The 19951-nt window shown below is 53.2% G+C and carries 23 protein-coding genes, 2 tRNA genes, 1 other RNA gene and 1 pseudogene; 17 read left to right on the forward strand and 10 right to left on the reverse strand.

Features of this window, described 5'->3' with window-relative positions; all coding sequences use genetic code 11:
- The first annotated feature begins 246 nt into the window (after positions 1-246).
- From TAMC210_RS05075 to TAMC210_RS05095, 5 genes are all read left to right on the forward strand, one after another.
- On the forward strand, positions 247-1560 hold the full coding sequence (locus TAMC210_RS05075) for a putative manganese-dependent inorganic diphosphatase (protein WP_173297727.1): 1314 nt from the start codon (positions 247-249) through the stop codon (positions 1558-1560).
- A 625-nt stretch (positions 1561-2185) separates the two neighbouring features.
- Positions 2186-2659: a complex I 24 kDa subunit family protein gene (locus TAMC210_RS05080; RefSeq protein WP_173297728.1), complete on the forward strand. Its 474-nt coding sequence runs from the start codon at positions 2186-2188 to the stop codon at positions 2657-2659.
- 148 nt (positions 2660-2807) lie between these two features.
- On the forward strand, positions 2808-4568 hold the full coding sequence (gene nuoF, locus TAMC210_RS05085) for an NADH-quinone oxidoreductase subunit NuoF (RefSeq protein ID WP_173298140.1): 1761 nt from the start codon (positions 2808-2810) through the stop codon (positions 4566-4568).
- 25 nt (positions 4569-4593) lie between these two features.
- Positions 4594-6315, forward strand: a complete 1722-nt coding sequence (locus tag TAMC210_RS05090) for an NADH-dependent [FeFe] hydrogenase, group A6 (protein ID WP_173297729.1) — start codon at positions 4594-4596, stop codon at positions 6313-6315.
- 148 nt (positions 6316-6463) lie between these two features.
- The gene (locus TAMC210_RS05095; protein ID WP_173297730.1) at positions 6464-6856 is read left to right on the forward strand and encodes a hypothetical protein; all 393 of its coding nucleotides are present in this window, start codon (positions 6464-6466) and stop codon (positions 6854-6856) included.
- A 385-nt stretch (positions 6857-7241) separates the two neighbouring features.
- On the opposite strand, the gene TAMC210_RS05100 is transcribed toward TAMC210_RS05095, so the two are convergent.
- The 4 genes from TAMC210_RS05100 to TAMC210_RS05115 form a co-directional block, all read right to left on the reverse strand.
- A complete protein-coding gene (locus tag TAMC210_RS05100; protein WP_173298141.1) occupies positions 7242-7958 on the reverse strand; it encodes a DNA-methyltransferase in 717 nt (238 codons plus the stop codon).
- A gap of 153 nt (positions 7959-8111) precedes the next feature.
- Positions 8112-8393, reverse strand: coding sequence for a DUF4372 domain-containing protein (locus TAMC210_RS05105; RefSeq protein ID WP_173297731.1), 282 nt, complete (start codon positions 8391-8393; stop codon positions 8112-8114).
- 785 nt (positions 8394-9178) lie between these two features.
- Positions 9179-9253 (reverse strand) — tRNA-Val (locus TAMC210_RS05110).
- A gap of 18 nt (positions 9254-9271) precedes the next feature.
- Positions 9272-9347, reverse strand: a tRNA-Ala gene (locus tag TAMC210_RS05115).
- 133 nt (positions 9348-9480) lie between these two features.
- On the opposite strand from TAMC210_RS05115, the gene TAMC210_RS13285 reads away from it, so the two are divergent.
- The 5 genes from TAMC210_RS13285 (at position 9481) to TAMC210_RS05135 (ending at position 13906) form a co-directional block, all read left to right on the forward strand.
- Complete coding sequence (locus TAMC210_RS13285; protein WP_173297428.1) at positions 9481-10125, forward strand: hypothetical protein; 645 nt, start codon at positions 9481-9483, stop codon at positions 10123-10125.
- 176 nt (positions 10126-10301) lie between these two features.
- The gene (locus TAMC210_RS13475; protein WP_254388490.1) at positions 10302-10640 is read left to right on the forward strand and encodes a hypothetical protein; all 339 of its coding nucleotides are present in this window, start codon (positions 10302-10304) and stop codon (positions 10638-10640) included.
- A 322-nt stretch (positions 10641-10962) separates the two neighbouring features.
- A complete protein-coding gene (locus TAMC210_RS05125; protein WP_173297732.1) occupies positions 10963-12273 on the forward strand; it encodes an FAD-dependent oxidoreductase in 1311 nt (436 codons plus the stop codon).
- The gene (locus TAMC210_RS05130; RefSeq protein ID WP_173297733.1) at positions 12274-12552 is read left to right on the forward strand and encodes a ferredoxin family protein; all 279 of its coding nucleotides are present in this window, start codon (positions 12274-12276) and stop codon (positions 12550-12552) included. It abuts the gene before it with no gap.
- Between the two features lie 256 nt (positions 12553-12808).
- Positions 12809-13906: a murein hydrolase activator EnvC family protein gene (locus TAMC210_RS05135; protein WP_173297734.1), complete on the forward strand. Its 1098-nt coding sequence runs from the start codon at positions 12809-12811 to the stop codon at positions 13904-13906.
- 279 nt (positions 13907-14185) lie between these two features.
- On the opposite strand, the gene TAMC210_RS05140 is transcribed toward TAMC210_RS05135, so the two are convergent.
- Positions 14186-14398 (reverse strand): helix-turn-helix transcriptional regulator, encoded by a 213-nt coding sequence (locus tag TAMC210_RS05140; protein ID WP_254388521.1) that lies wholly within the window; start codon positions 14396-14398, stop codon positions 14186-14188.
- Positions 14399-14548: 150 nt separating this feature from the next.
- Between TAMC210_RS05140 and TAMC210_RS05145 the strand changes: the two genes are divergently transcribed.
- On the forward strand, positions 14549-14992 hold the full coding sequence (locus TAMC210_RS05145; RefSeq protein WP_173297735.1) for a helix-turn-helix domain-containing protein: 444 nt from the start codon (positions 14549-14551) through the stop codon (positions 14990-14992).
- 11 nt (positions 14993-15003) lie between these two features.
- On the opposite strand, the gene splB is transcribed toward TAMC210_RS05145, so the two are convergent.
- On the reverse strand, positions 15004-16017 hold the full coding sequence (splB, locus tag TAMC210_RS05150; protein WP_173297736.1) for a spore photoproduct lyase: 1014 nt from the start codon (positions 16015-16017) through the stop codon (positions 15004-15006).
- A gap of 117 nt (positions 16018-16134) precedes the next feature.
- On the opposite strand from splB, the gene TAMC210_RS05155 reads away from it, so the two are divergent.
- From TAMC210_RS05155 to ssrA, 3 genes are all read left to right on the forward strand, one after another.
- Positions 16135-16410 (forward strand): YkuS family protein, encoded by a 276-nt coding sequence (locus TAMC210_RS05155; protein ID WP_173297737.1) that lies wholly within the window; start codon positions 16135-16137, stop codon positions 16408-16410.
- 237 nt (positions 16411-16647) lie between these two features.
- The gene (gene smpB, locus TAMC210_RS05160) at positions 16648-17121 is read left to right on the forward strand and encodes an SsrA-binding protein SmpB (RefSeq protein ID WP_173297738.1); all 474 of its coding nucleotides are present in this window, start codon (positions 16648-16650) and stop codon (positions 17119-17121) included.
- A 16-nt stretch (positions 17122-17137) separates the two neighbouring features.
- Positions 17138-17493, forward strand: a transfer-messenger RNA (tmRNA) gene (gene ssrA, locus TAMC210_RS05165).
- Between the two features lie 384 nt (positions 17494-17877).
- Here ssrA and TAMC210_RS13295 read toward each other — a convergent pair.
- From TAMC210_RS13295 to TAMC210_RS13905, 4 genes and pseudogenes are all read right to left on the reverse strand, one after another.
- Positions 17878-18159, reverse strand: coding sequence for a zinc ribbon domain-containing protein (locus tag TAMC210_RS13295; RefSeq protein WP_217267274.1), 282 nt, complete (start codon positions 18157-18159; stop codon positions 17878-17880).
- Positions 18160-18204: 45 nt separating this feature from the next.
- Positions 18205-18402, reverse strand: a pseudogene (locus TAMC210_RS13640) (recombinase family protein); the annotation flags it as partial.
- 18 nt (positions 18403-18420) lie between these two features.
- Positions 18421-18669 (reverse strand): hypothetical protein, encoded by a 249-nt coding sequence (locus tag TAMC210_RS13305; RefSeq protein WP_254388522.1) that lies wholly within the window; start codon positions 18667-18669, stop codon positions 18421-18423.
- A 2-nt stretch (positions 18670-18671) separates the two neighbouring features.
- Positions 18672-18872, reverse strand: a complete 201-nt coding sequence (locus TAMC210_RS13905) for a recombinase family protein (RefSeq protein ID WP_217267307.1) — start codon at positions 18870-18872, stop codon at positions 18672-18674.
- 131 nt (positions 18873-19003) lie between these two features.
- Here TAMC210_RS13905 and TAMC210_RS05175 point away from each other — a divergent pair, with 131 nt between their 5' ends.
- The 3 genes from TAMC210_RS05175 to tnpA form a co-directional block, all read left to right on the forward strand.
- On the forward strand, positions 19004-19309 hold the full coding sequence (locus TAMC210_RS05175) for a HEPN domain-containing protein (RefSeq protein ID WP_217267275.1): 306 nt from the start codon (positions 19004-19006) through the stop codon (positions 19307-19309).
- Positions 19273-19614, forward strand: a complete 342-nt coding sequence (locus tag TAMC210_RS05180) for a nucleotidyltransferase domain-containing protein (RefSeq protein WP_173297739.1) — start codon at positions 19273-19275, stop codon at positions 19612-19614. Before TAMC210_RS05175 ends, TAMC210_RS05180 begins: the two co-directional genes overlap by 37 nt.
- Before the next feature lie 96 nt (positions 19615-19710).
- The coding region (tnpA, locus tag TAMC210_RS05185) for an IS66 family insertion sequence element accessory protein TnpA (protein WP_173298144.1) at positions 19711-19951 on the forward strand (241 nt) is incomplete at its 3' end.

Genomic DNA, 19951 nt, shown 5'->3' on the forward strand with positions numbered 1-19951 from the left:
TTAAGCGAGTACGGTGACGCGGCCCGTCACCTATCGTCCATCCATTGGGGCGCCCGGACCGGCTTGAAAGTTCCCGACGTTAGGGATAAACTGGACATGGATCCCGGAAACCAACGATTATTACCATAAAACATACCTGCCCCACCTTCAGCCATGACTACCTCAGCCGGTATGAATACCGGGTACCGGTTTTCGGGCCAAGACCTGGCAATCGGGTTACTATCCCTAGAGGTGAAGTGGAAGAAAATGGCGAGAGAAATCTTAGTAATAGGCCATCAAAAGCCAGACACCGATTCCATTGCCTCCGCCATAGGCTATGCCTACCTGCAAAACCGGATACGAAAGGAGAATAATGTTATCGCCGCGAGGTGCGGGGAGCTAAACCGGGAAACCCAGTTCGTGCTGGAGTATTTCAACGTACCCGCTCCTATTTACGTGGACAATGTGAAGACCAAAGTAGAGGACGTCCTCGACGGTGGGATTCTCTTTATTCGCCCGGAAGTAACCGTGAGACAGGCGGGAATTTTCATGCGCCAGCACGGGGTCAAAACCCTGGCGGTTGTCGATGGCGAGCAGCACCTTCTGGGTCTGCTTACCGTGGGCGACCTGGCCCGTCTCCTTCTGGAGGCCTGGGATAGCGGGTATGTACCCATGGACGCACCGGTTAAAAACATAATGCGCACGGAAAACCTGGTAGTCTTTCATAACGACGACCTGGTAGAAGAGGTTAAAAGGACCATGCTGGAAACGCGGTACCGGAATTACCCGGTGGTGGATGAACACAACCGTTTTATGGGCATGATTGCGCGTTATCACCTATTGGCCATGCGGGGCAAGAAGTTAATCCTGGTGGACCATAATGAAAGAAGCCAGGCGGTTCCCGGCATCGAGCAGGCCGAGATACTGGAGATTATCGACCATCACCGGGTGGCGGATATAGAAACTTCCGAGCCTATTCTAGTCCGCAACGAACCGGTCGGCAGCACCTCCACTATAATCAGTAAAATATTTGCCGAAAAGGGCATTACGCCCCCCAAAGAAATAGCGGGAATCCTGTGTGCGGCCATATTGTCCGACACCATGATCTTGAAATCCCCGACCACTACCGAGGAAGACCGGCAGCAGGTAGCCAAACTGGGAGAGTTGGCGGGCCTTAACCCCACCGAGTTCGGCAAGAAAATGTTCCAGGCGGGATCCTTGTTGGCGGGCCGCTCGGGTCGCGATATCCTACTGGAGGACTTTAAAGAATTTTGCCTGGGTAACCATATAGTAGGTATCGGCCAGATAGAGATAGTAGACCAGCAGGCCCTCCCCGTGAGTCAGGAGGTCCTCCTGGAGGAGATGGATAAACTCTGTAAAGAAAAAAATTACGACCTGGTACTGCTGATGATTACCGACCTCATGCGCAACGGTACGGAACTCTTCTTCACCGGCCACCAGGCCCGGGCCGTGGAACAGGCCTTCAACGTGCCCCCTGGTAAAACCAAGGTATTTTTGCCGGGCGTGATGTCGCGGAAAAAACAAGTGGTGCCGCCCCTGCGGCGTGTACTTTTAGGGTGACTTGCCGCAGCCGCAGCACGAGGCAAGATTGAGAAGCGTTCCCCAACTTGCCAAGAACCCGAACCTGAACCTGATGAGCCTCCTAATAATGGCAGAGCCAGGAAGGGAAAGATCGTCGGGCGGTGCACGAGTTCAAAGCCGTTTGATGCCAGGAGATGCCGGCTAAAGACCCTTAAGCCGAAGTATTTTATTTTCTCCAAAGGTAGGGCTAAAACTTAAAAAGCACGCTAACCGGGCCGAGGGGGCAACCTTCAAGGCCCGGTTTTCGTTACCGGGAGCGGATTCAAGAAACCGAAAAACAGATTTGTGAACAATGTTGTCCAAAAATATGAACTATTAATAAGAATTATATGAGATCCGGCAGGAAAATTTGACTTTATGGCAAATAAGTTCTCTGTAAGAAGTATCACAAGCTGACTTAACAGTTATAGTGAATAGCCTCACTATCACTCTGCAATTATAGGTCGGTAAATCCAGGCCTGCTTTAAAAAAGAGGGGGTTATCCCCTCCCGGTCGGCTCAATTTTCCCGGTCCGGTTCGAGGGCGGTTCCGGAGAGACGGCTTATTGTAGGATGCATACCCTCTGAGGGTTCCATGGCTACTCTTTTATGAGGAGGTTGTTCTAATGGAAACATGCCAATGCGAAGCTAAATGGGAAGAACTCGAAAAGATCATCGACGCCCACCGGGGACAGCCGTCGGCCTTGATCGAGGTCCTCCACCAGAGCCAGGAACTGGTAGGCTATTTGCCTCGCAATGTCCAGGCAGCAATCGCCGATGGTCTGGGGCTTTCTCTAAGCCAGGTTTATAGTGTGGTGTCCTTCTATAACTATTTCACAACCAAGCCCAAGGGCAAATACCAGGTCTCGGTGTGCATGGGCACTGCCTGCTTCGTTAGGGGCGCACCGGCGATACTGGAACGCCTGGTGAAGGAGCTGGGAACGAAAGTCGGCGATACCACGGCAGACGGTAAATTCACCATCAACCAGGTACGCTGCCTCGGTTGCTGCTCCCTGGCGCCAGCAATGACTGTAAACCAGAAGGCCCATGGCCGCTTAACCCCAGATACCGCCCTGAAGATATTAAAGGAATACCAGTAACGCCATCTATCAATAAAGGGGTCCGCTAGAATGCAGGGGGTGATGAGTTGTGATTAAGTCCCTGGAGGAATTGCAGAAGTTCAAGGAAAGTGAATTGGAAGCCATTCAATCCCAAGAAGCGGCCGCGAAGGCGAAGATCGTCGTGGGGATGGGAACCTGCGGCATCGCCGCCGGGGCCCGTGAGGTTATGAACGCCATCCTCGATGAAGTAGCCAAACGCCAGTTAACGGGAGTAATAGTTAGCCAGACAAGTTGCATCGGCCTTTGCGCCCACGAGCCCCTCGTTGAGGTGATTTTACCCGGCCAGCCGAAGGTGACTTACGGGAAGGTAGACGCCACCAAAGCCAGGGAAATTGTGGGTCGCCATGTCGTTGATGGCAACATTGTAACCGAATGGGTTGTGAACCGCCAGGGGGACGCCATCAGGCCCCACACGGAGTTGCCCTTTTTTAAACACCAGGTCCGCATAGCCCTGCGCAACTGCGGCATTATTAACCCCGAATCCATTGAAGAATATATTGTGCGGGATGGATATCTGGCACTGGCTAAAGTATTGACCGAAATGAAACCGGCAGAAGTCATCGACGTGATCAAGAAATCGGGCCTTCGGGGCCGGGGAGGCGGCGGTTTCCCCACCGGGCTAAAATGGGAGTTTGCCCATCGCTCGCCGGGACCCATCAAGTACATTGTGTGCAATGCGGATGAGGGAGATCCAGGGGCTTTCATGGACCGCAGCATCCTGGAAGGCGATCCTCATGCCGTGCTGGAAGGTATGGCCATCGCCGGCTATGCCATCGGCGCCAACCAGGGATACATTTACGTGCGGGCGGAATATCCCCTTGCGGTGCACCGGCTGAAAATCGCCATCAGCCAGGCACGGGAAAAAGGTCTCTTGGGCAAAAATCTGTTCAATTCCGGTTTTGACTTTGACGTCGATATTAGGCTGGGCGCCGGCGCCTTCGTCTGTGGCGAAGAAACAGCATTGCTGGCTTCCATCGAGGGACGCCGGGGCGAGCCGCGGCCGCGTCCTCCTTTCCCAGCCGTATCAGGTTTGTGGGGCAAGCCCACGATAATCAATAATGTAGAGACCTTGGCTAATGTGCCCACCATTATTCGCAACGGCTGGGAATGGTTTGCTTCCATCGGTACCGAAAAGAGCAAGGGTACCAAGGTCTTTGCCCTGGCAGGGAAAATCAACAACAATGGCCTGATAGAAGTGCCTATGGGTACCACCTTGGGCCAGATAGTTTATGATATAGGCGGTGGAATACCCAGCGGCAAGAAGTTTAAAGCTGCCCAAATTGGAGGTCCGTCAGGCGGATGTATTCCCGCCGAACACCTTAATGTACCCATTGATTATGACTCTCTAACGGCCCTGGGGGCCATCATGGGGTCGGGCGGTCTAATCATTATGGACGAAGACACCTGCATGGTGGACCTGGCCACATTTTTCCTGGACTTTGTTAAAGATGAATCCTGCGGCAAATGTACGCCCTGCCGGATCGGTACTACCCGGATGCTGGAGATCCTGGACCGCATCACCAAGGGCCAAGGCCAGGAAGGGGATATTGGACTCCTTAGAGAACTGGCCCAGCAGATCAAGGATACTGCCCTGTGCGGCCTGGGGCAGACGGCCCCTAACCCGGTCTTGAGCACCATCGTCTATTTCCGGGACGAGTACCTTGCCCATATTCGCGACCACCGTTGCCCGGCCCATGTTTGCCAGGAGCTGATTTCATATGTTATTGACGCCGAGAAATGTACCGGTTGCGGGGCCTGCAGTCGCGTCTGCCCGGCGGGGGCCATAAGCGGTGGCAAAAAAGAACCCCATCAGATTGAGCCTGCAGCCTGCATTAAATGCGGCAGCTGTTATGAGAAATGTAGGTTCGGAGCCATAACGAGGGAATGAAAGGGAAAAATGGGAGGTAAGTAAGTTGAGCACCGTAAACTTAACCATTGACAATATACCGGTGGAAGTTGAGACCGGAACGACGATCTTACAAGCCGCCGCAAAGGCCGGTATTCACATTCCCACCCTTTGTTACCTGGAAGGCATCAACGAGATCGGCGCCTGCCGGGTCTGCGTGGTTGAAGTTGAAGGGGCCAGGAACCTGATGGCCTCCTGTGTGACCCCGGTAGCCGAGGGTATGGTGGTAAAAACCAGCAGCCCGCGGGTCAGGATGGCCCGGCGCCTGAATGTGGAACTGCTCCTTTCCAACCACAAGATGGAGTGCCCCACCTGCATCCGCAATCTCAACTGCGAACTCCAATCCCTGGCCCAGGAACTGGGGATCCGGCAGGTCCGCTTTGAGGGTAAAAAGAGTGAGTACCCTATAGACGATTCCACACCGGCTATCATCCGGGAGCCTGATAAGTGCATCCTCTGCCGCCGTTGCGTGGCCGTGTGCGAAAAGGTCCAGGGGGTAAAGGCCATCGCCCCCATGGGCCGCGGCTTTAATACTGTCATCGCCCCGGCCTTCCAGGATAAACTCCTGGACACCGCCTGCGTGGAGTGCGGCCAGTGCACCCTGGTGTGCCCGGTAGGCGCATTATACGAAAAGGATTATACCGGTGAGGTCTGGGCGTCCCTGGCCGACCCAGAAAAATTCGTTGTCGTCCAGACGGCACCGGCCACCCGGGTGTCCATTGGCCAGGAGTTCGGCCTGCCTCCGGGGAGCATCAACACCGGCCAGATGGTGTCGGCTTTAAGGCGCCTGGGCTTTGACAGGGTCTTTGATACCGACTTTTCCGCCGACCTGACCATTATGGAAGAAAGCTCCGAGTTTATTGAGCGATTTACCAAGGGTGGCCCCCTGCCGTTAATCACCTCCTGCAGCCCGGGCTGGATAAAGTTCATGGAGCACTTCTACCCCGAGCTTATACCCAACGTCTCCACCTGCAAGTCGCCCCAGCAGATGTTCGGTGCTGTGGCCAAGACTTACTATGCCCAGAAGGCCGGTATAGATCCGGCCAGGATGGTGGTCGTCTCCATCATGCCATGCACTGCCAAGAAATTCGAGTGCCAGCGGCCGGAGATGCGAGACAGCGGCTATCAGGACGTGGACTACGTCCTCACTACGCGCGAGCTGGCGCGGATGATCAGGGAAGCGGGGATTGATTTCAAGAGCCTCCCCGAAGAGCAGTATGACGACCCCCTGGGCGAATCCACCGGCGCAGGGGTCATTTTCGGCGCTACCGGCGGAGTTATGGAGGCGGCCCTGCGTACCGCCTACGAGCTGATTACCGGTAAGACACTGCCTTCCCTGGACTTTTACGAGGTCCGCGGTCTCAAGGGCATTAAGGAAGCGACCGTCGATATCGAGGGCACCAAAGTCAGGGTAGCCGTGGCTCACAGCCTGGGCCACGCCCGGCAGCTTTTAGAGCGGGTCAAGGCCGGGGAGCAGTATCACTTCATTGAAATCATGTGCTGCCCCGGTGGCTGCATCGGCGGCGGTGGGCAGCCCATCCCCACCAACACCGCAATCAGGGAGCAGCGCATCAAGGGCATCTACCAGGCCGACGTCGAAATGCCTATTCGTAAGTCCCATGAGAACCCCTCCATCCAGGCCCTCTACCGCGAGTTCCTGGGCAAACCTTTGAGCGCAAAGTCCCATCATCTCCTCCATACCTCCTACACACCCAGGGGAAAATACTAGGGTAAGATAACCCTAGCAAAACCCCCGTTTCCGGTGAATGCTTGGAAGAGGGGTAGATCAGTGCGGTATCCGGCGGTCTACCCCTCTTTTATTCGGGCCGGGTTTTATCCGTGGTGGCTGTAAGCTTTGCGAGGATTTTGAGGGCCTGGTGAGGCATTTTTTCGGCGGACAGAGGAAGAGATTAAAAGGTGCCTCACGAAAGGCAAAAAATATGTCTGGAGGCCTTGATATTCCTCGTAGGATGGAGTGTGTCACCGTTCTTTCCGCGCCGCAGGCCCCGGCCTTAACCGTCCAGCCGGCAACAAGCATAATCTTTTTTGACCCCGAGGTGATCCTTCCCACACAGGACGCCGTCGAAAGCTACCTGCTTCAGTCCTTCAAGCAACAAAAGGTCGAGACCATCCAGGCGGTAGAGGCCATTAGGACGGAAAACCTTACCCTCCTTGAAAGAATGTATGAGGACGTAGATAGGCAGGGAGGAAAGCATCGAATTGTATACCTCGGCCCAAAGGAATCCGGATGGCCTGATGGGGTGGGATGATGGGCAACGATGGCTTTTACTTGTAAGAAAGGGTGGGAAAATATTTCCCCTGTTTAACGATTATGTGCAGCATGGACAAATAGAATTCTGGATAGGCATCTTTAACAAATCTAGAATTATTAGCCCTGACACTACGGATTTAGAAAGGCATATTTATGTGATGCATACTCACTATATTCAATTGGCCGACTATTACTGGGATCAAAAGAACGGTTGCTTTAAGAAAAAAATTATTTTCGACCCTCCTAATCTATGGGATGCCAGATCTTCATTTAGATATAATCGTTACGACCCCGATTTGATCGAACGCCACCGCTCTGATTGAGGTATGCCGGTGAGGCAGCCTAGCCGTTCGTCACCAAAAAGCCGGGTATATCCACCATGTTTACGACCTTTCGCCTTCATAATGAGGGCCGTACACTATGTCGCCTCCTAAAAATCTGCGGCCTACAAGTTGTGCCGCTTTCCACACGGAATAACTCCCCGCCGCCGGGTCTACCACCACATCCCCTGGATTGGTCACTGCCTCTATTAATCGAGCCTGGAGTTTCACCGGTTTGGCATGGGCATGACAATTAATGGGTTTTTCCGCCCATACATCGGGTATATCATGTACGGCCCAGACGCCCTTAGCCCGCAGGGGCTTCTTTTGAATAACCAATAGGTACTCGCACTGCCGCCGGGTACGATAACCCATGCCGATCTTCTGCTTATCCCATACGATCATATCTACAATGCGGAGGTTTGCAGGCATCCATCCAGATACCCCTTCGCACAGGTGAAACTTATCCACCCATAGAAAAAGGTGGCCGGTGGGAACAAGCACCCGTGCTATCTCCCCTACGAACTCTTTAATGGTGGCTTCATCCATTTGCGGTAAAACGGAACGTCTGATTCCGCGGCTCTCGCCCTCGTTGCCGTAAGCCAACTTATCCAGAATACCCCGGTACTGGGGATCAAAGAAAACGCATGGGACGGAATTATCCCTGACCGCAGCCAAAAGATCTCGTCCGTCGCAGAGATTAGGAAAGTCATACTGGTAGAGGGGCTCTTTGAGACAATCGCTATAGGTAGGTGCACACCTGCCATTGGCGAAAACCATTGACACCCTCTAACACCCCTAATTTTAATCCTGCGGAGGTTTCTTTCGAACGGCCAAGAATACCCACAGTAAGAAATAAACCTCTCGGCGGGAAAGGCGGACCCCTTTTGGTGAAATCACTGTGGGCCAAATTTCTTATGATGCGGTATCATTCTACACCGCTATAGCTATTTCCTTCTCGGGCCTGGGAAGCTGCGGCGGTAAATCCCTTAAACGGCGCGCTATCTGGGAGAAACTGATGCTCTCTAAATTGATGGCCCGGCTAAATTGCGGGTCATTGAAGCTATTGCTGATATCCCGCAAGCCATTAAGTTGTTCCAGCTGAGCGAAGGCTATTAGTTCAACGAGTTGAAGGGAATTTAGCTTCTTAGCGTACTTATCGACCCCCATACCTGCGGTTAACTGCCAAAAATAGTCGTTTAGAAACCGGAGCAAACAGTTGATGAAATGTGGATAATGTGGTATCCTTGCCTTGCATTTGGGCCTCCTTATGTTAGAGGTTGGGGCAAGGACTACCCTTAATCTCTAGTATAAGGAGTTTTTTCTTGCAAGGCCAGGTTATTTCAGGAATTTGGCTGATTTTTGGGCGCTATTGCTCTTGACAAGTTTATATTTTCTTTATGCAACGCTAGTGACGCTGAAACTTAATTTTGACCCTTCTGGCCTGACATTTTCTCAGTCCAGATGAAGCTTCCTTACTATGACATTTTCACTGTCCCTTGACAGGAGTTTACCACAACAATGAGTAAACCGTGTAACTGGGAGCCGGTGGACCTGTGGGCCTATCGTTCGAAGCTAAGGTACGCGCCGCCAGGTTAGTGCCATCACCTCATTAGTCGAGATTGTCGCGGAAGGTAGTTCATCAAAATCTGAAGTTACCAGGTAGTAACTTGCCGCTCCGAAGTGGGACGATTCGACATGAGGGCAGTCCAGATGCGAATGGATGGCACTTTGCGGGCAGAACTTCAACCGATACTCGAGGAGGCAGTGGATAAGCAGGATACCATTACACGTCCTAGTGGTGCTCCATGAGGAAGGAAGCGGCTAAACAGATAGCTTCGGCCTTTTGTGATGGTAGACTAATAATGTAAGAGCAAGGTCGGTTACAATCTGATTGCTGCGTTACTGCTACCCATAGCGGTTTTGCAACAAATTGCAGCGGTCTTGCAGCGGAAATGCTAAGGCCCCCGAGGTGTAAGACCCGAGGGCCTTGATTTTATTGGTGGGCACGGCAGGGATTGAACCTGCGACCTCTTGAATGTGAGTCAAGCGCTCTCCCACTGAGCTACGCGCCCATAGTTTTCTTTTTAAAATGGTGGACGTGAGGGGATTCGAACCCCTGACCTCTAGAGTGCGATTCTAGCGCTCTCCCAACTGAGCTACACGCCCTTATTCATTGCGAAATTATTATACCTTCCCCGACCGACACCTGTCAAGGCCCCGCGATCACTCACTTAAAATATAACCGAAGGGGGAACGGCTCACTCACGGCGAAATCTTACCGAGGGGATGTGTATTGAGGATGTCATTAAATAGTCGCCGTGAGTATTTAAACAACATGCACCAGCGTTACTCTCAGGCCGCTTCCCGAACCGAAAAATCCCAGATTATCGACGAGGTAGTCAAGATGCTCGGCTATAACCGTAAGTATGCTATCTATGTCTTAAATAATCCTATTCCTGCCAAAAAGCCAGCTAAAAAGCGTTCTAAACCATTAAAGTATTTGGAGGCACTCCCGGCCATCCAGCTCGTTTGGGAGGCCCTGGATTATCCTTGTGCCGAACGCCTCCATCCAGTACTCCTTTCTACGGCTGAGCTCCTGGCCAGCCACGGAGAGCTCCTCCTCACTCCTCAGATACGGGAACAGCTGGCTCGAATTAGCCGCCCTACTTTGGCTAGAAGAATAGCTAAATGGCGCTCTCCTAAGCCTAAACGTACCCTGCCCCACCCAAAACCCGGCTCCAGGCTTCGTAGCAAGGTGCCAATTGAATGTTATGCTTGGAATGAAAACCGCCCCGGTGCCCTGGAAGTCGACCTGGTGGAGCATCATGGCGGTTCTTCCCTGGGCCATTTCGCCTACACCATCACCGTCGTCGACGTGGTGACGGGTTACAGTCCCGCAGAGCCATCCTTGGCCGCAGCCAGGCCGCCGTCTTTCGCGAGCTGAAGGCTATCCTTAACGAATGGCCGCTTAAACCTTGGGGCATCCATACCGATAACGGTAGTGAGTTCTTAAATGACCAACTCCTCCGTTTTTGCCAGCAAAATGACCTTACATTTACGCGAAGCCAACCCTACCGCAAAAATGATAATGCCCATGTTGAACAGAAAAATCGCCAGTTCGTGCGGCATATCGTCGGCTATGAACGCTATGACACCCCTAACGCCGTTACTTGGCTTAATCAGGTCTACGCCTACTTGGATATCTATGTTAACCTTTTCTTACCAATGCGTAAAGTAGTTGCTAAGAAACGTCAAGGTGCCTATGTGCGCAAAACCTATGATACGGCTCGAACCCCTTTGCAGCGTTTAATAGACGCCGGGATACTAGACCCTCATACTAACGCTAAATTCCAGCGCCAACTCCAGGCTATTAATCCCCTTGTACTTCACCGCCAACTGGAGGAATTGCTCGCTAAAGGTTATACTGAGCCTTCTCAACAAAAGCAAGCCGTCCATTAAAACAATGACCCATATACAGCATACCCTCTAAAGCTAAAGGGAGATGATGGAACATAGTACCCCCTTCTACTATCGCTCTTTAGGTTAGGTCTTTATTTGAGTGAGCCTTCTCCCTTCGGTAAGGTTTTTATGTGAGTTGACACGGCCAGCGGCCGGCCGCGGGCCGGCATACTTTAAAGCAATCCCCTGCCGGGCAACGGCCGGGCTGCCATTCGAGGAGCCGCCGGGACACTCCGGGTATTTCTCCCCTCAGGCACATATTTTTAGTGCGCCCACCCCAAAATAAATAGGAATAGCCCTCAGGTTGTAGTTGGAGGTTGCCATGGCTGACAGTTATGATGTCATTGTCGTCGGAGCCGGACCGGCAGGAAGTACCGCGGCCTTAACGCTGGCACAAAACGGGCTTTCGGTCGCCCTCTTAGAGCGCGGTGCTTTCCCCGGCTGCAAGAACGTCTTCGGCGGCACCATTTACAGCCAGCCCACGGCAGAAATCGTACCCGCCTTTTGGAACTCGGCTCCCCTGGAGAGGCCAGTTGTTACCGAAGAATTTTGGTTTCTCCATACGGACTCCGTCGTCCGCATGGGCTATGCCAACCTGCGCTACAGCCGGGAGCCCTACAATAAATTTACGGTCCTGCGTCCCAACTTTGACAGGTGGCTCGCCGCCCAGGCGGCTTCCGCCGGGGCCGTCCTGCGCACCCAGGCCCATGCGCGGGATTTTATCTATGATAAAGGTATCTTCGCCCGCGGCCCCATCCGCGGCGTCAGGTTGGACACGGGCGAAGTGCTACGTTCTGACGTGGTCATCATAGCCGAAGGAGTTCTCCCCTTTCTCACCGCCAAGGCGGGTTTGATCAAGGAGCCGCCTCCCTGGCACACCTATACCCTCTATGTCAAGGAGGTCTTGGGACTCCCCTCCGAAAAGATTAACGATCGCTTCCAGTTAGAGGACAACGAGGGTGCCGTCATCGGTATGCTGGGGTTCCCCACAGCCACCGCCATCGGTAAGGCAGGAATCTGGGTCAACAGGGAAACCATCTCTATTATTTTGGGCGGTTACCTAAACCAGCTGTCTGAAAGGGGTTTGAGCCCTTATTATCTTCTCCAGCGTTTGAAGGAACACCCCCTGGTGCGTCGCCTTATCGAGGGGGCAGAGGTTCTGGAATATCAAGCCCATATGATACCCAAGGGCGGGTACAGTTTTCTGCCCAAGTTTTACGGAGACCACGTGCTGGTGGCGGGCGACGCCGCCCTCATGATCAGCGGCCGCCGGGGCACCGACCTGGCCATGCTCTCGGGGAAATATGCCGCCGAAACGGTGGTCCAGGCCAAAGCCAAGGGCGATTTTTCAGCCCGGATGCTGGCCAACTATGAGTTAAAAATAAAGAATACCTTTTTCTTCGAAGACATCAAGGCCGATCGGGAAACCCTGCGATACTACCACCAACGGTCCGATGCCGATTACCTGGTTGCCAGCACCCTAAACGAACTGGCCCGGGAATTCTTTAACATCGACCTCTTAAGCGAGCGAGAAAAGGCGGCCCGCCTCAGGGACATCATCCGGGCCAAACAATTCCCGTGGAAGACCATCGGCGACATGTGGGAATTCGCTAAGCATTGGGGGCCCTTCTAGATGTTGCCGGCCAAGTTTCCCGGAGATCCCTTGCCTCTAGTTGAATTCAAGGCCAGCGAGGTATCCCACATTGCCCTAAGGGACGTCAAAGGGTGCCTCAGCTGTGAGAACAAACCCTGTACGTACATCTGTCCCAGCCAGGTCTACGAGTGGGAAGAGGACACCCTAAAAATTAACTACGTCCGGTGCATAGAATGCGGCGCCTGTAGTAAGGTCTGCCCGACTAACATCCTCTGGCAATATCCACCAGGAGGGTATGGGGTCACCTACCATTACTAGCGGGCCTGGACCGGGAATTTTTCCCGCGGCACGGGTTTAAGGCGTGCCTCCTGCCTTCACGGGTGGATGATCCCTCCCGGCCCCGCCGAAGGCTGAAAAGGCCGCCAGGCCCGCATAAATTATCTCCCTACCGTTCACCCTTGTCGGCCCAATAGGAGGAGCAACTGTTTGGGATTTTTTTCCATTCCAGCAGGATATTGCCCTCCCCTTGGCGAATGACTCTCTTAGGTAATAGATTTCCGAGGAGAGAGATCAATTGCGGTCAGCCACCGCAGTCCTGTGCGGCCTGCTGCTTTTCTTTATGGGCTTCCCCGGTCTGGCCGCTTCTCCCGACCCTAAGGAAGAGTTGCAGCGGCGCCTGGAGAACACCGGGAGCAGGGAGTACGCCCTCCTGCAGGAACTCCTGGAAATCGATTCTCGCCTGCACAAGCTGACCACCGACAAGGAGGCCCTCGCCGCCCAACAGGAGCAGCTGGAAGGGGATTTGGCATTGGCCCAGAAGAGGGAACACGAGCTGGCCCAGGAGCTGTCCGCGGGCTCTACAAAGGTGGGCCAGAGTCTCCGTTTTTTTCAAAGGTACGGTGCTTCCCCTTACCTCCTGGCAGCTTTTTTAAGCACCGACCTGGCCGATTTTTTTGTCCGCTGGGAATTGATGCAGCGCTATGTAAACTTCCTGCTGGCAAGGGTCCGCCACCAACTAGCCCTTTATGTCGAGGTGCAGAAAATTAAGGAAGAAATTAACCAGAAAGAGCGGGAGCTCGGCCGGGCGGCAGCACGGCTTGACGCCCTGGAGCAGGAGCTGGTAGCCCTGCGGAACCACCGCCAGCTCGCCTTGGAGGAGGTACGTCGCCAATCTTCCCACTACCGTCAGGCCCTCCTGGCTTTGGAACAGGCCTGGCAGGAAGCCTTGCCTTCCTTAGAAGCCGTTCTTGCCACTTTTCCAAATTTCCCCTGGCAGCGGCTTAGCCCTGACAGGGTAACGGTAGGTCAGGGTCGCGTTTTGGCAGAATTCAGCCAGGCCAAGATTAACGAGGTGCTCCTGGGCGGCGGGGGTGCGCTCGAGGGAGTAAGGTTTGAACTGGTTCCCCAGAGGCTAGTAATACCAGGACCGGGCTTTCGCCTTCAGGGTTCCCTGGCCGTGACGGGACCCCGCCATCTAACCTTTACCCCTCTAGCCTTAGAGATGGGCGGCCTCCCCCTCGACAAGTCCACGTGGGATGTTCTCTTGCCGCAGCCCGCCTTTACTATTGAACTGCCGCCGCCCGCCCTGGATTTAGAGTACAGCAACCTGGAGATTAGGGACGGAGTTATGACCCTGGAACTTCTACCTCCCTCGCCGCATACAATACGGTAAGGTTCACGCAAAGGAGGAATTCCTTATGCCTGAAACTACCAACAATGCCGCGGCGGCCAGCTTCTTCGACGGACGCCTGGCCTTTATCCTCTTCCTGATACTGGTGCTGCTGTTTTTCGGCGACTTCTAGTGAGGTGGTTAGATAGGGTCTGTTGCAGGGCCAGGCTCTCAGCCTGGCTTCCCCTTTTAATCGTGGCCCCTGGCATTCATAAACAAAAGCTACCCTTTACAGGGTAGCCAGGGGATAGAGTACGCTTGAGCGTACGCCGTCTCGCTACTTTAGGAAGATTGACCGCGGTCTTCGTTAAAGAAAAGCTCATCCACCGTAACCCCAAAAAAGTCGGCCAGCTTCTTCATCACTTCTTTACGGGGATGGCGCCGTCCGGTTTCTATCATGGCATACCCGCTCTGGGTAATGCCCACGGCCTCGGCTACCTGCTTCTGGCTGAGTTTGCGCTTTAAACGAAGGCGGTACATTCTTTCGTTCCGCAAAAGGGATCACCGCTAAGTTCTGTCATCATTAACCAATATAATCACCTACCGCGATATTTGTCAAGGAGTTATCCGAGAAAAAATTGCTTTTAGTGATACCAGTTGCCTCTTATCACAGAGCGTGTTACATTGGTGCAGGGTGTATTCATTGTGGAATCCTTTGGTGAGAGGCTGGCAGCCCTGCGTAAAGAAAAGGGGCTTTCCCAAGCCCAGCTGGCCAAGCTCTTGAACATGGGCCAGAGCACTATTGCCATGTACGAACGAAACCGGCGCCGGCCCGATCCCGAAACTCTAGAGCGCCTGGCGGACTTCTTCCAGGTATCGGTGGACTATCTCTTGGGCCGGTCGGAATCTCGCCAAAGGGTAAACTATGCCCTGGCTCCGGAAACCCAGGACCTGGTCTCCCTCCTCCTTTTGGAGCCGGGCTTAAGGGCCAGCCTGACGGACCCCCTTTTTGTGCGGCTCCTGAAGCGCGTTCCTGACTTGACCCCGGAAGAGAGAGAGCTTCTGGCCCAGCACTGGGAATGGTCCCTGCGCCTCATAGAAAAGGAGAAGGAGCGCCGCCCAAAAGACACGTCCGACGGGGAATCGTAGGGCCCGGCCCCTTAAACAAAGTAGAGGATCCTGGCGTGGGGAAATAACTCCTCGATCCGGGTATAGAAGAACTCCTGCAGTTCTTCCATTACCTCCGGGGGATAGACGTATTTACCGTACCCGAATTGGCCGTACCTAAACCGGCGCTCCCGCTCGTCCATGGGAACCTCGGTCCCCGGGTAAGCCTCTTGAATGATTTTCTTAGCCCGCGAAGTGAAGCGGTGGGTTATGAGTTCAAAGGTAAAGGTTGCATCTTCCGGCAGGTAGTCCCTTATCGCGGCCAATAACCTTTCATATTCACGCCTCCATCCCTCAAAGGCAAAGATGGGCCCGATGAAGAACCCCAAAGGATAACCAGCCTCCCAGACTTTCCTCGCCGCCTTCAACCTTGAATCTATCCGTGGAGCCGCCTTCTCAAAGGTCTCTACTATATAATCGGAGTTGAGGCTAAATCTTATTTCTGTTTTTCCCCGATGCTCTATCCCCAGCAGACCCTCTACGTCGGTATATTTAGTAACAAAGCGAAAATAGGCATCCTTTAGGCCCGCAAAGAACTGGACGGCATTCTTAAGGGAACCGGTCCAGCCTTCTACCGCTACGGGATCGGATGTTGCAGCACCTTCAAAAATGGTTGTTTGCGGCCGTCGTTGTCTCACATATTGGCGGGCCTGGTGGAAAATATCTTCCAGGTTCACGTACACCTTTACGAAGGGCCGGCGGCCCAAATTGGTATTGAGGTAGCAGTACTCACACAAGCCGGGACAGCCAGATACCAGCGGTAGCTGGTAATGGGCTGAGGGCCGGCAAGTCTGGAATACCCCCCTCTTCCACAGGGTAACAACCATCGTTCGCTTGGAAAACAAGAACCCGGCGCGAAAAGATCGGTGAGGAAAGGAGGGAATTCTTCGGTCGTAGAATACTACTTCGATTCCTTCCTGGTTGAAGCGCCTCATAAGGTGTTGGCCCAGGGGATAGTTGAGGGCCGCCCTTTGCATGAGTACCAGACGCGGTATAAAGGTGGGCACCGTTCTTCACCTCACCTTTAGCTTGCCCTGCGACTGGCCCCAAGAACCGTGGGAATAAAGGCGGGCACCGCCGTTCATAATATCGGTGAAAAGAGCAAAAATAGGAGGTGCCCGGCCATGGTCAAACGTATAGCCGTAGAGGACACTATCAGCGCCATAGGTGACCACCTGGAGGAACAAGGTTTTGAAGTGGACCGGGTGGACATGAGCAATTTGACAGGTGACCAGCTTAAGAACTACAGTGTACTAGTGATAAGCGGCCAAGACTCGAATATGATGGGGATGGAGGACATAACGGCAGGCGTGCCTGTGATTCAGGCCGTGGGCAAAACCCCGGCCCAGGTCGCCCAGATGGTGAGGGAAAGGTTGGAATACCAGCTTAGTGTAAAATAAAAGTGGGCTTTGGTAAGAAAATGGTAAAAAAGAGAAGAACCTCACTCCAAGTGGGAAGAAATTACGCAAAGGGGAGTGAGGTTCTATGAAAAACATTTTATTGAACACTTCTATTGTAACTGATGCTCGTTTAACCTTCAAGGAGTTAATGATGGTCATTCTCCAAGCCTCCTCCCCTTGACGTCGCCCCTACCGGCCGTGGTATAATGAACCTGAAAATATACGGGGTGGAATACCATGGGCCGGCAGCTCAAACTGGTGACCGAAAACCGCAAGGCCCGACACGACTACACCATTGAGGAAACCCTGGAAGCAGGTATAGTCCTCACCGGAACGGAGGTCAAGTCCCTTCGGGGAGGCAAAGCTAACATAAGAGACAGCTTTGCGAGGGTAGAAAAGGGAGAGGTATTTCTCTACGATATGCATATCAGCCCTTATGAACAGGGCAACCGGTTTAACCACGAGCCCCGAAGGCCGCGGAAGCTCCTCCTTCACAAAGAAGAAATCCGCCGGCTCATCGGTAAGACGAGGGAAAAGGGATTAACCCTCATCCCTCTAAAGGTGTACTTCAATCCCCAGGGCCGAGTCAAAGTAGAGCTGGCCCTGGCCAGGGGCAAAAAGCTCTATGACAAGCGGGAAGCCCTTCGCGAGCGCGACGCCAAGCGGGAGATAGAAAAAGCCTTTCGCGACCGGCAAAAGCTTAAGTTTTGAGTTAGTCGGCTTTCGTGGGGGCGTACTGGTTTCGACGGGGGAAGCATTGGCAGGAGTGGCCAGGCGAGATCCCACCTCCTCGTTAAACGGTGGAACCTCTATAAGTGCCGACAAAGAATTAGCTCTGGCTGCCTAATAGACCGCAGCCCCATCCACCCGGGCCCGGCCCGCGGGGCCCGGAGTGGATGTCAACCCTAGCGGGCTGTCCTCTGGACCTCGGCCTGTGGGCCCAGAGGGAGAGATAAGCAGGCTGGCCGCAGGTGCACCCAGTTTCCGGGGGGCCCTGGGGCGAGATTAAAACGGAAACTATCCTGGTAGAAGCTTCTGTGGGTGCTCCCTCGGACGGGGGTTCGATTCCCCCCGCCTCCACCAGTGAAATCCACAATTTTTAGGATCACATCAATGTGGTCTTCGTAAACGATGACCTTATCAACGTAAGTAGAAATGATTGCCTTGCAGGCCTGCAGGTCTCCGGAAAGTATGACCTGCTTATCTTTTTCTAGGTAAGCTTTTATCATATCCTCGGTTAATTCAACAACACTAGAACGCTGGATTTCATCTATGGTAACCTGTAACTGGGCTTTTTCTTCCTCCAGTTTTGTCAGGGTTTCCTTCATAGTGGGGCTGTATAGGCCGTCGGCTATGGCGTTTACTATATTCCCGATTTTCTTCTCCACTTCTGAGAGTTGTTGCCTGGCATAATGTAGTTCCCTAGACTTTCTTTCGAGGTGTTGTTTATTAGCCTCATTCAGTTTCTTAACCAGTATAGCGTATTCCTTCATCACTAAAAATAAGCCTTATTAATTCGTTCAAGACATATTGCTCCAGATATTCCTTATTGATGGACTTCGCACGGCAAGCCTTAAGGCGCTTCCGGTTATTACACTCATAGGCCGCATAAATATCTTTATTGCGCCCGGCTCGCCTGCGATTCCCGATCATCGGGCCGCCGCAAGCACCGCACTGAACAAGGCCGGTAAGTAAATAGACCTCTTTTGCTTTAGCTGCTCCAGGTGCACGCTTTCTCCTATCCATCATTTTTTGCACCTCCCGGAAAGTTGAAGGGTCGATAATGGCTGGCAATCCACCATGGATCCGGATAATTTCATCGTCGCCCTTGAATCTATGGTTGTTGCGCTTACCACCGGTTTTACTAGCGGCCCGGTTGGATACAAAAACTCCAGTATATTTTTCGTTACGGAGGATTTCATAAAGGGATGTCTTGACAAACTGTCTGCCCAGCTTTGTCCTGTAACCATGGCTATTTAGGTAGTCGATAATCTCTTTATAACTGTATCCCTAGCGATACATGGAGAAGATTATGCGGACAGCTTCCGCTTCACGCTCGTTGATGATATATCTTCTTGAACTGGGGTCTATATCGTAACCCATGGGAGGTTTACCTCCTGTAGGCCTGCATTGGAAGGCGGTTTCCCGCATGCCTTTCATAACTTCGCGGCCGAGGTTTCTGCTGTAGTATTCGGCCATAGCCTCCAGAATACCTTCCAGGAACGCACCCTCGGGACTATTGTCCAGAGGTTGCTCCACGGCTACCAGGCGAGCACCGGCTCGCTGTATTTCCCTGCGGTAAATGGCCGCGTCATCCTGTTTCTAGCAAACCGATCTAACTTGTGGAGCAGCACCAGATCTGGACGGATCACACCATTTCTCAGGTCGGAAATCATCTGCAGGAAGCCTGGGCGGTCATCGGTGGTGGCGGAGCGGGCTTCGTCTATGTACTCCCGTACGATACCCCATGTTTTTCGGCATAATCGCGAATGGCGCGGAGTTGGGCTGTAATGCTTTCTTCCCGCTGGTTATCCGAAAAAAATCTTGCATATGCAACAGCTTTCATGGGTTTTCGCTCCTGGGGCTTACTTATATGATTTACATGTGCCAGTTGGCCTTGGAAAAACTCTTGAAGGCTGTCGTTACTTTGCAAACAGATAAGACCCCTCCTAAAACGCATAAATTGTTGCTCCTTGTAAAGCTAGCGCAGGTCAATTTGCCCGATGAGTATCTTGAATTCTTGGGGACGCTGGACGCCATAGGGTCAGGCGCCCGCTACCCCAAAGACCTCGCCGCCGCACGGAAGGCTTATCCCCGCAAAGTCGCCCAGGAGTACCTCGGCAAGACAAAGGAGGTAATGGAATGGGTGAAGAGAGAGCTGATATCAGAGCAATCGTAGAGCAGTTTGCCGAAGCCCTCAAAACCCAGGGTATCCAGATCGACAAGATCATCCTCTTTGGCTCCCGGGCCAGGGGCGATGCCAGGGAAGACAGCGACATCGATTTATTAGTGGTGTCTCCCGATTTCGCCCGGATGCCCCTGTACCGCCGCTACGAAGTGCTGGGCAGGGCCCTGGCCAGGGTAATGCAGCCCATCGAGCCCCTGGCCTGCACCCCCGAAGAAGTGCAGGTAGAAAAACTGAGCAGGGCCAGTTTCCTTTACGACGTCTTGGCCCGGCAAAAAATCGTAGAATACCAGCTTTAAGGGCTTCGTAAGCGTCAAATATAACCCACCTTGGCATTGTGCTCGAGTTTAAGGGATAATCTTCCTCGGAAAACTAACTGAGGAGGATTTCCCCTTATGACCAGAGCCGAATTACAAAAACTTTGGGAAGCTCGTATAGCCGAATACAGGGAAAGCGGGCAAAGCGTTAAAGAATGGTGCGCCTCCCATGAGGGCATTAGCCCCAGGCAGTTATGGTACTGGCTGCGGAAGTTTAAGAACCAGACCACAGCTCCCCCGGAAAGTTCCAACCGGTGGCTGCCAATAGAAATAAGCGAGCAAGGTTCCCCAGAACAGTCCCTACTGGTCAAAATAGGAC

Source organism: Thermanaeromonas sp. C210 (assembly GCF_013167955.1).
In the GTDB taxonomy this organism is placed as follows: domain Bacteria; phylum Bacillota; class DSM-521; order Neomoorellales; family Neomoorellaceae; genus UBA12545.

Coding starts and splice junctions, on each gene's coding strand:
- TAMC210_RS05075 (WP_173297727.1), top strand. CDS start 247: ATGGCGAGAGAAATCTTAGTAATAGGCCATCAAAAGCCAGACACCGAT.
- TAMC210_RS05080 (WP_173297728.1), top strand. CDS start 2,186: ATGGAAACATGCCAATGCGAAGCTAAATGGGAAGAACTCGAAAAGATC.
- nuoF (WP_173298140.1), top strand. CDS start 2,808: ATGGGAACCTGCGGCATCGCCGCCGGGGCCCGTGAGGTTATGAACGCC.
- TAMC210_RS05100 (WP_173298141.1), bottom strand. CDS start 7,958: ATGGTTTTCGCCAATGGCAGGTGTGCACCTACCTATAGCGATTGTCTC.
- TAMC210_RS13285 (WP_173297428.1), top strand. CDS start 9,481: ATGTCATTAAATAGTCGCCGTGAGTATTTAAACAACATGCACCAGCGT.
- TAMC210_RS05125 (WP_173297732.1), top strand. CDS start 10,963: ATGGCTGACAGTTATGATGTCATTGTCGTCGGAGCCGGACCGGCAGGA.
- TAMC210_RS05130 (WP_173297733.1), top strand. CDS start 12,274: ATGTTGCCGGCCAAGTTTCCCGGAGATCCCTTGCCTCTAGTTGAATTC.
- TAMC210_RS05155 (WP_173297737.1), top strand. CDS start 16,135: ATGGTCAAACGTATAGCCGTAGAGGACACTATCAGCGCCATAGGTGAC.
- smpB (WP_173297738.1), top strand. CDS start 16,648: ATGGGCCGGCAGCTCAAACTGGTGACCGAAAACCGCAAGGCCCGACAC.
- TAMC210_RS13295 (WP_217267274.1), bottom strand. CDS start 18,159: ATGATGGATAGGAGAAAGCGTGCACCTGGAGCAGCTAAAGCAAAAGAG.
- TAMC210_RS05175 (WP_217267275.1), top strand. CDS start 19,004: ATGATTTACATGTGCCAGTTGGCCTTGGAAAAACTCTTGAAGGCTGTC.
- TAMC210_RS05180 (WP_173297739.1), top strand. CDS start 19,273: ATGGGTGAAGAGAGAGCTGATATCAGAGCAATCGTAGAGCAGTTTGCC.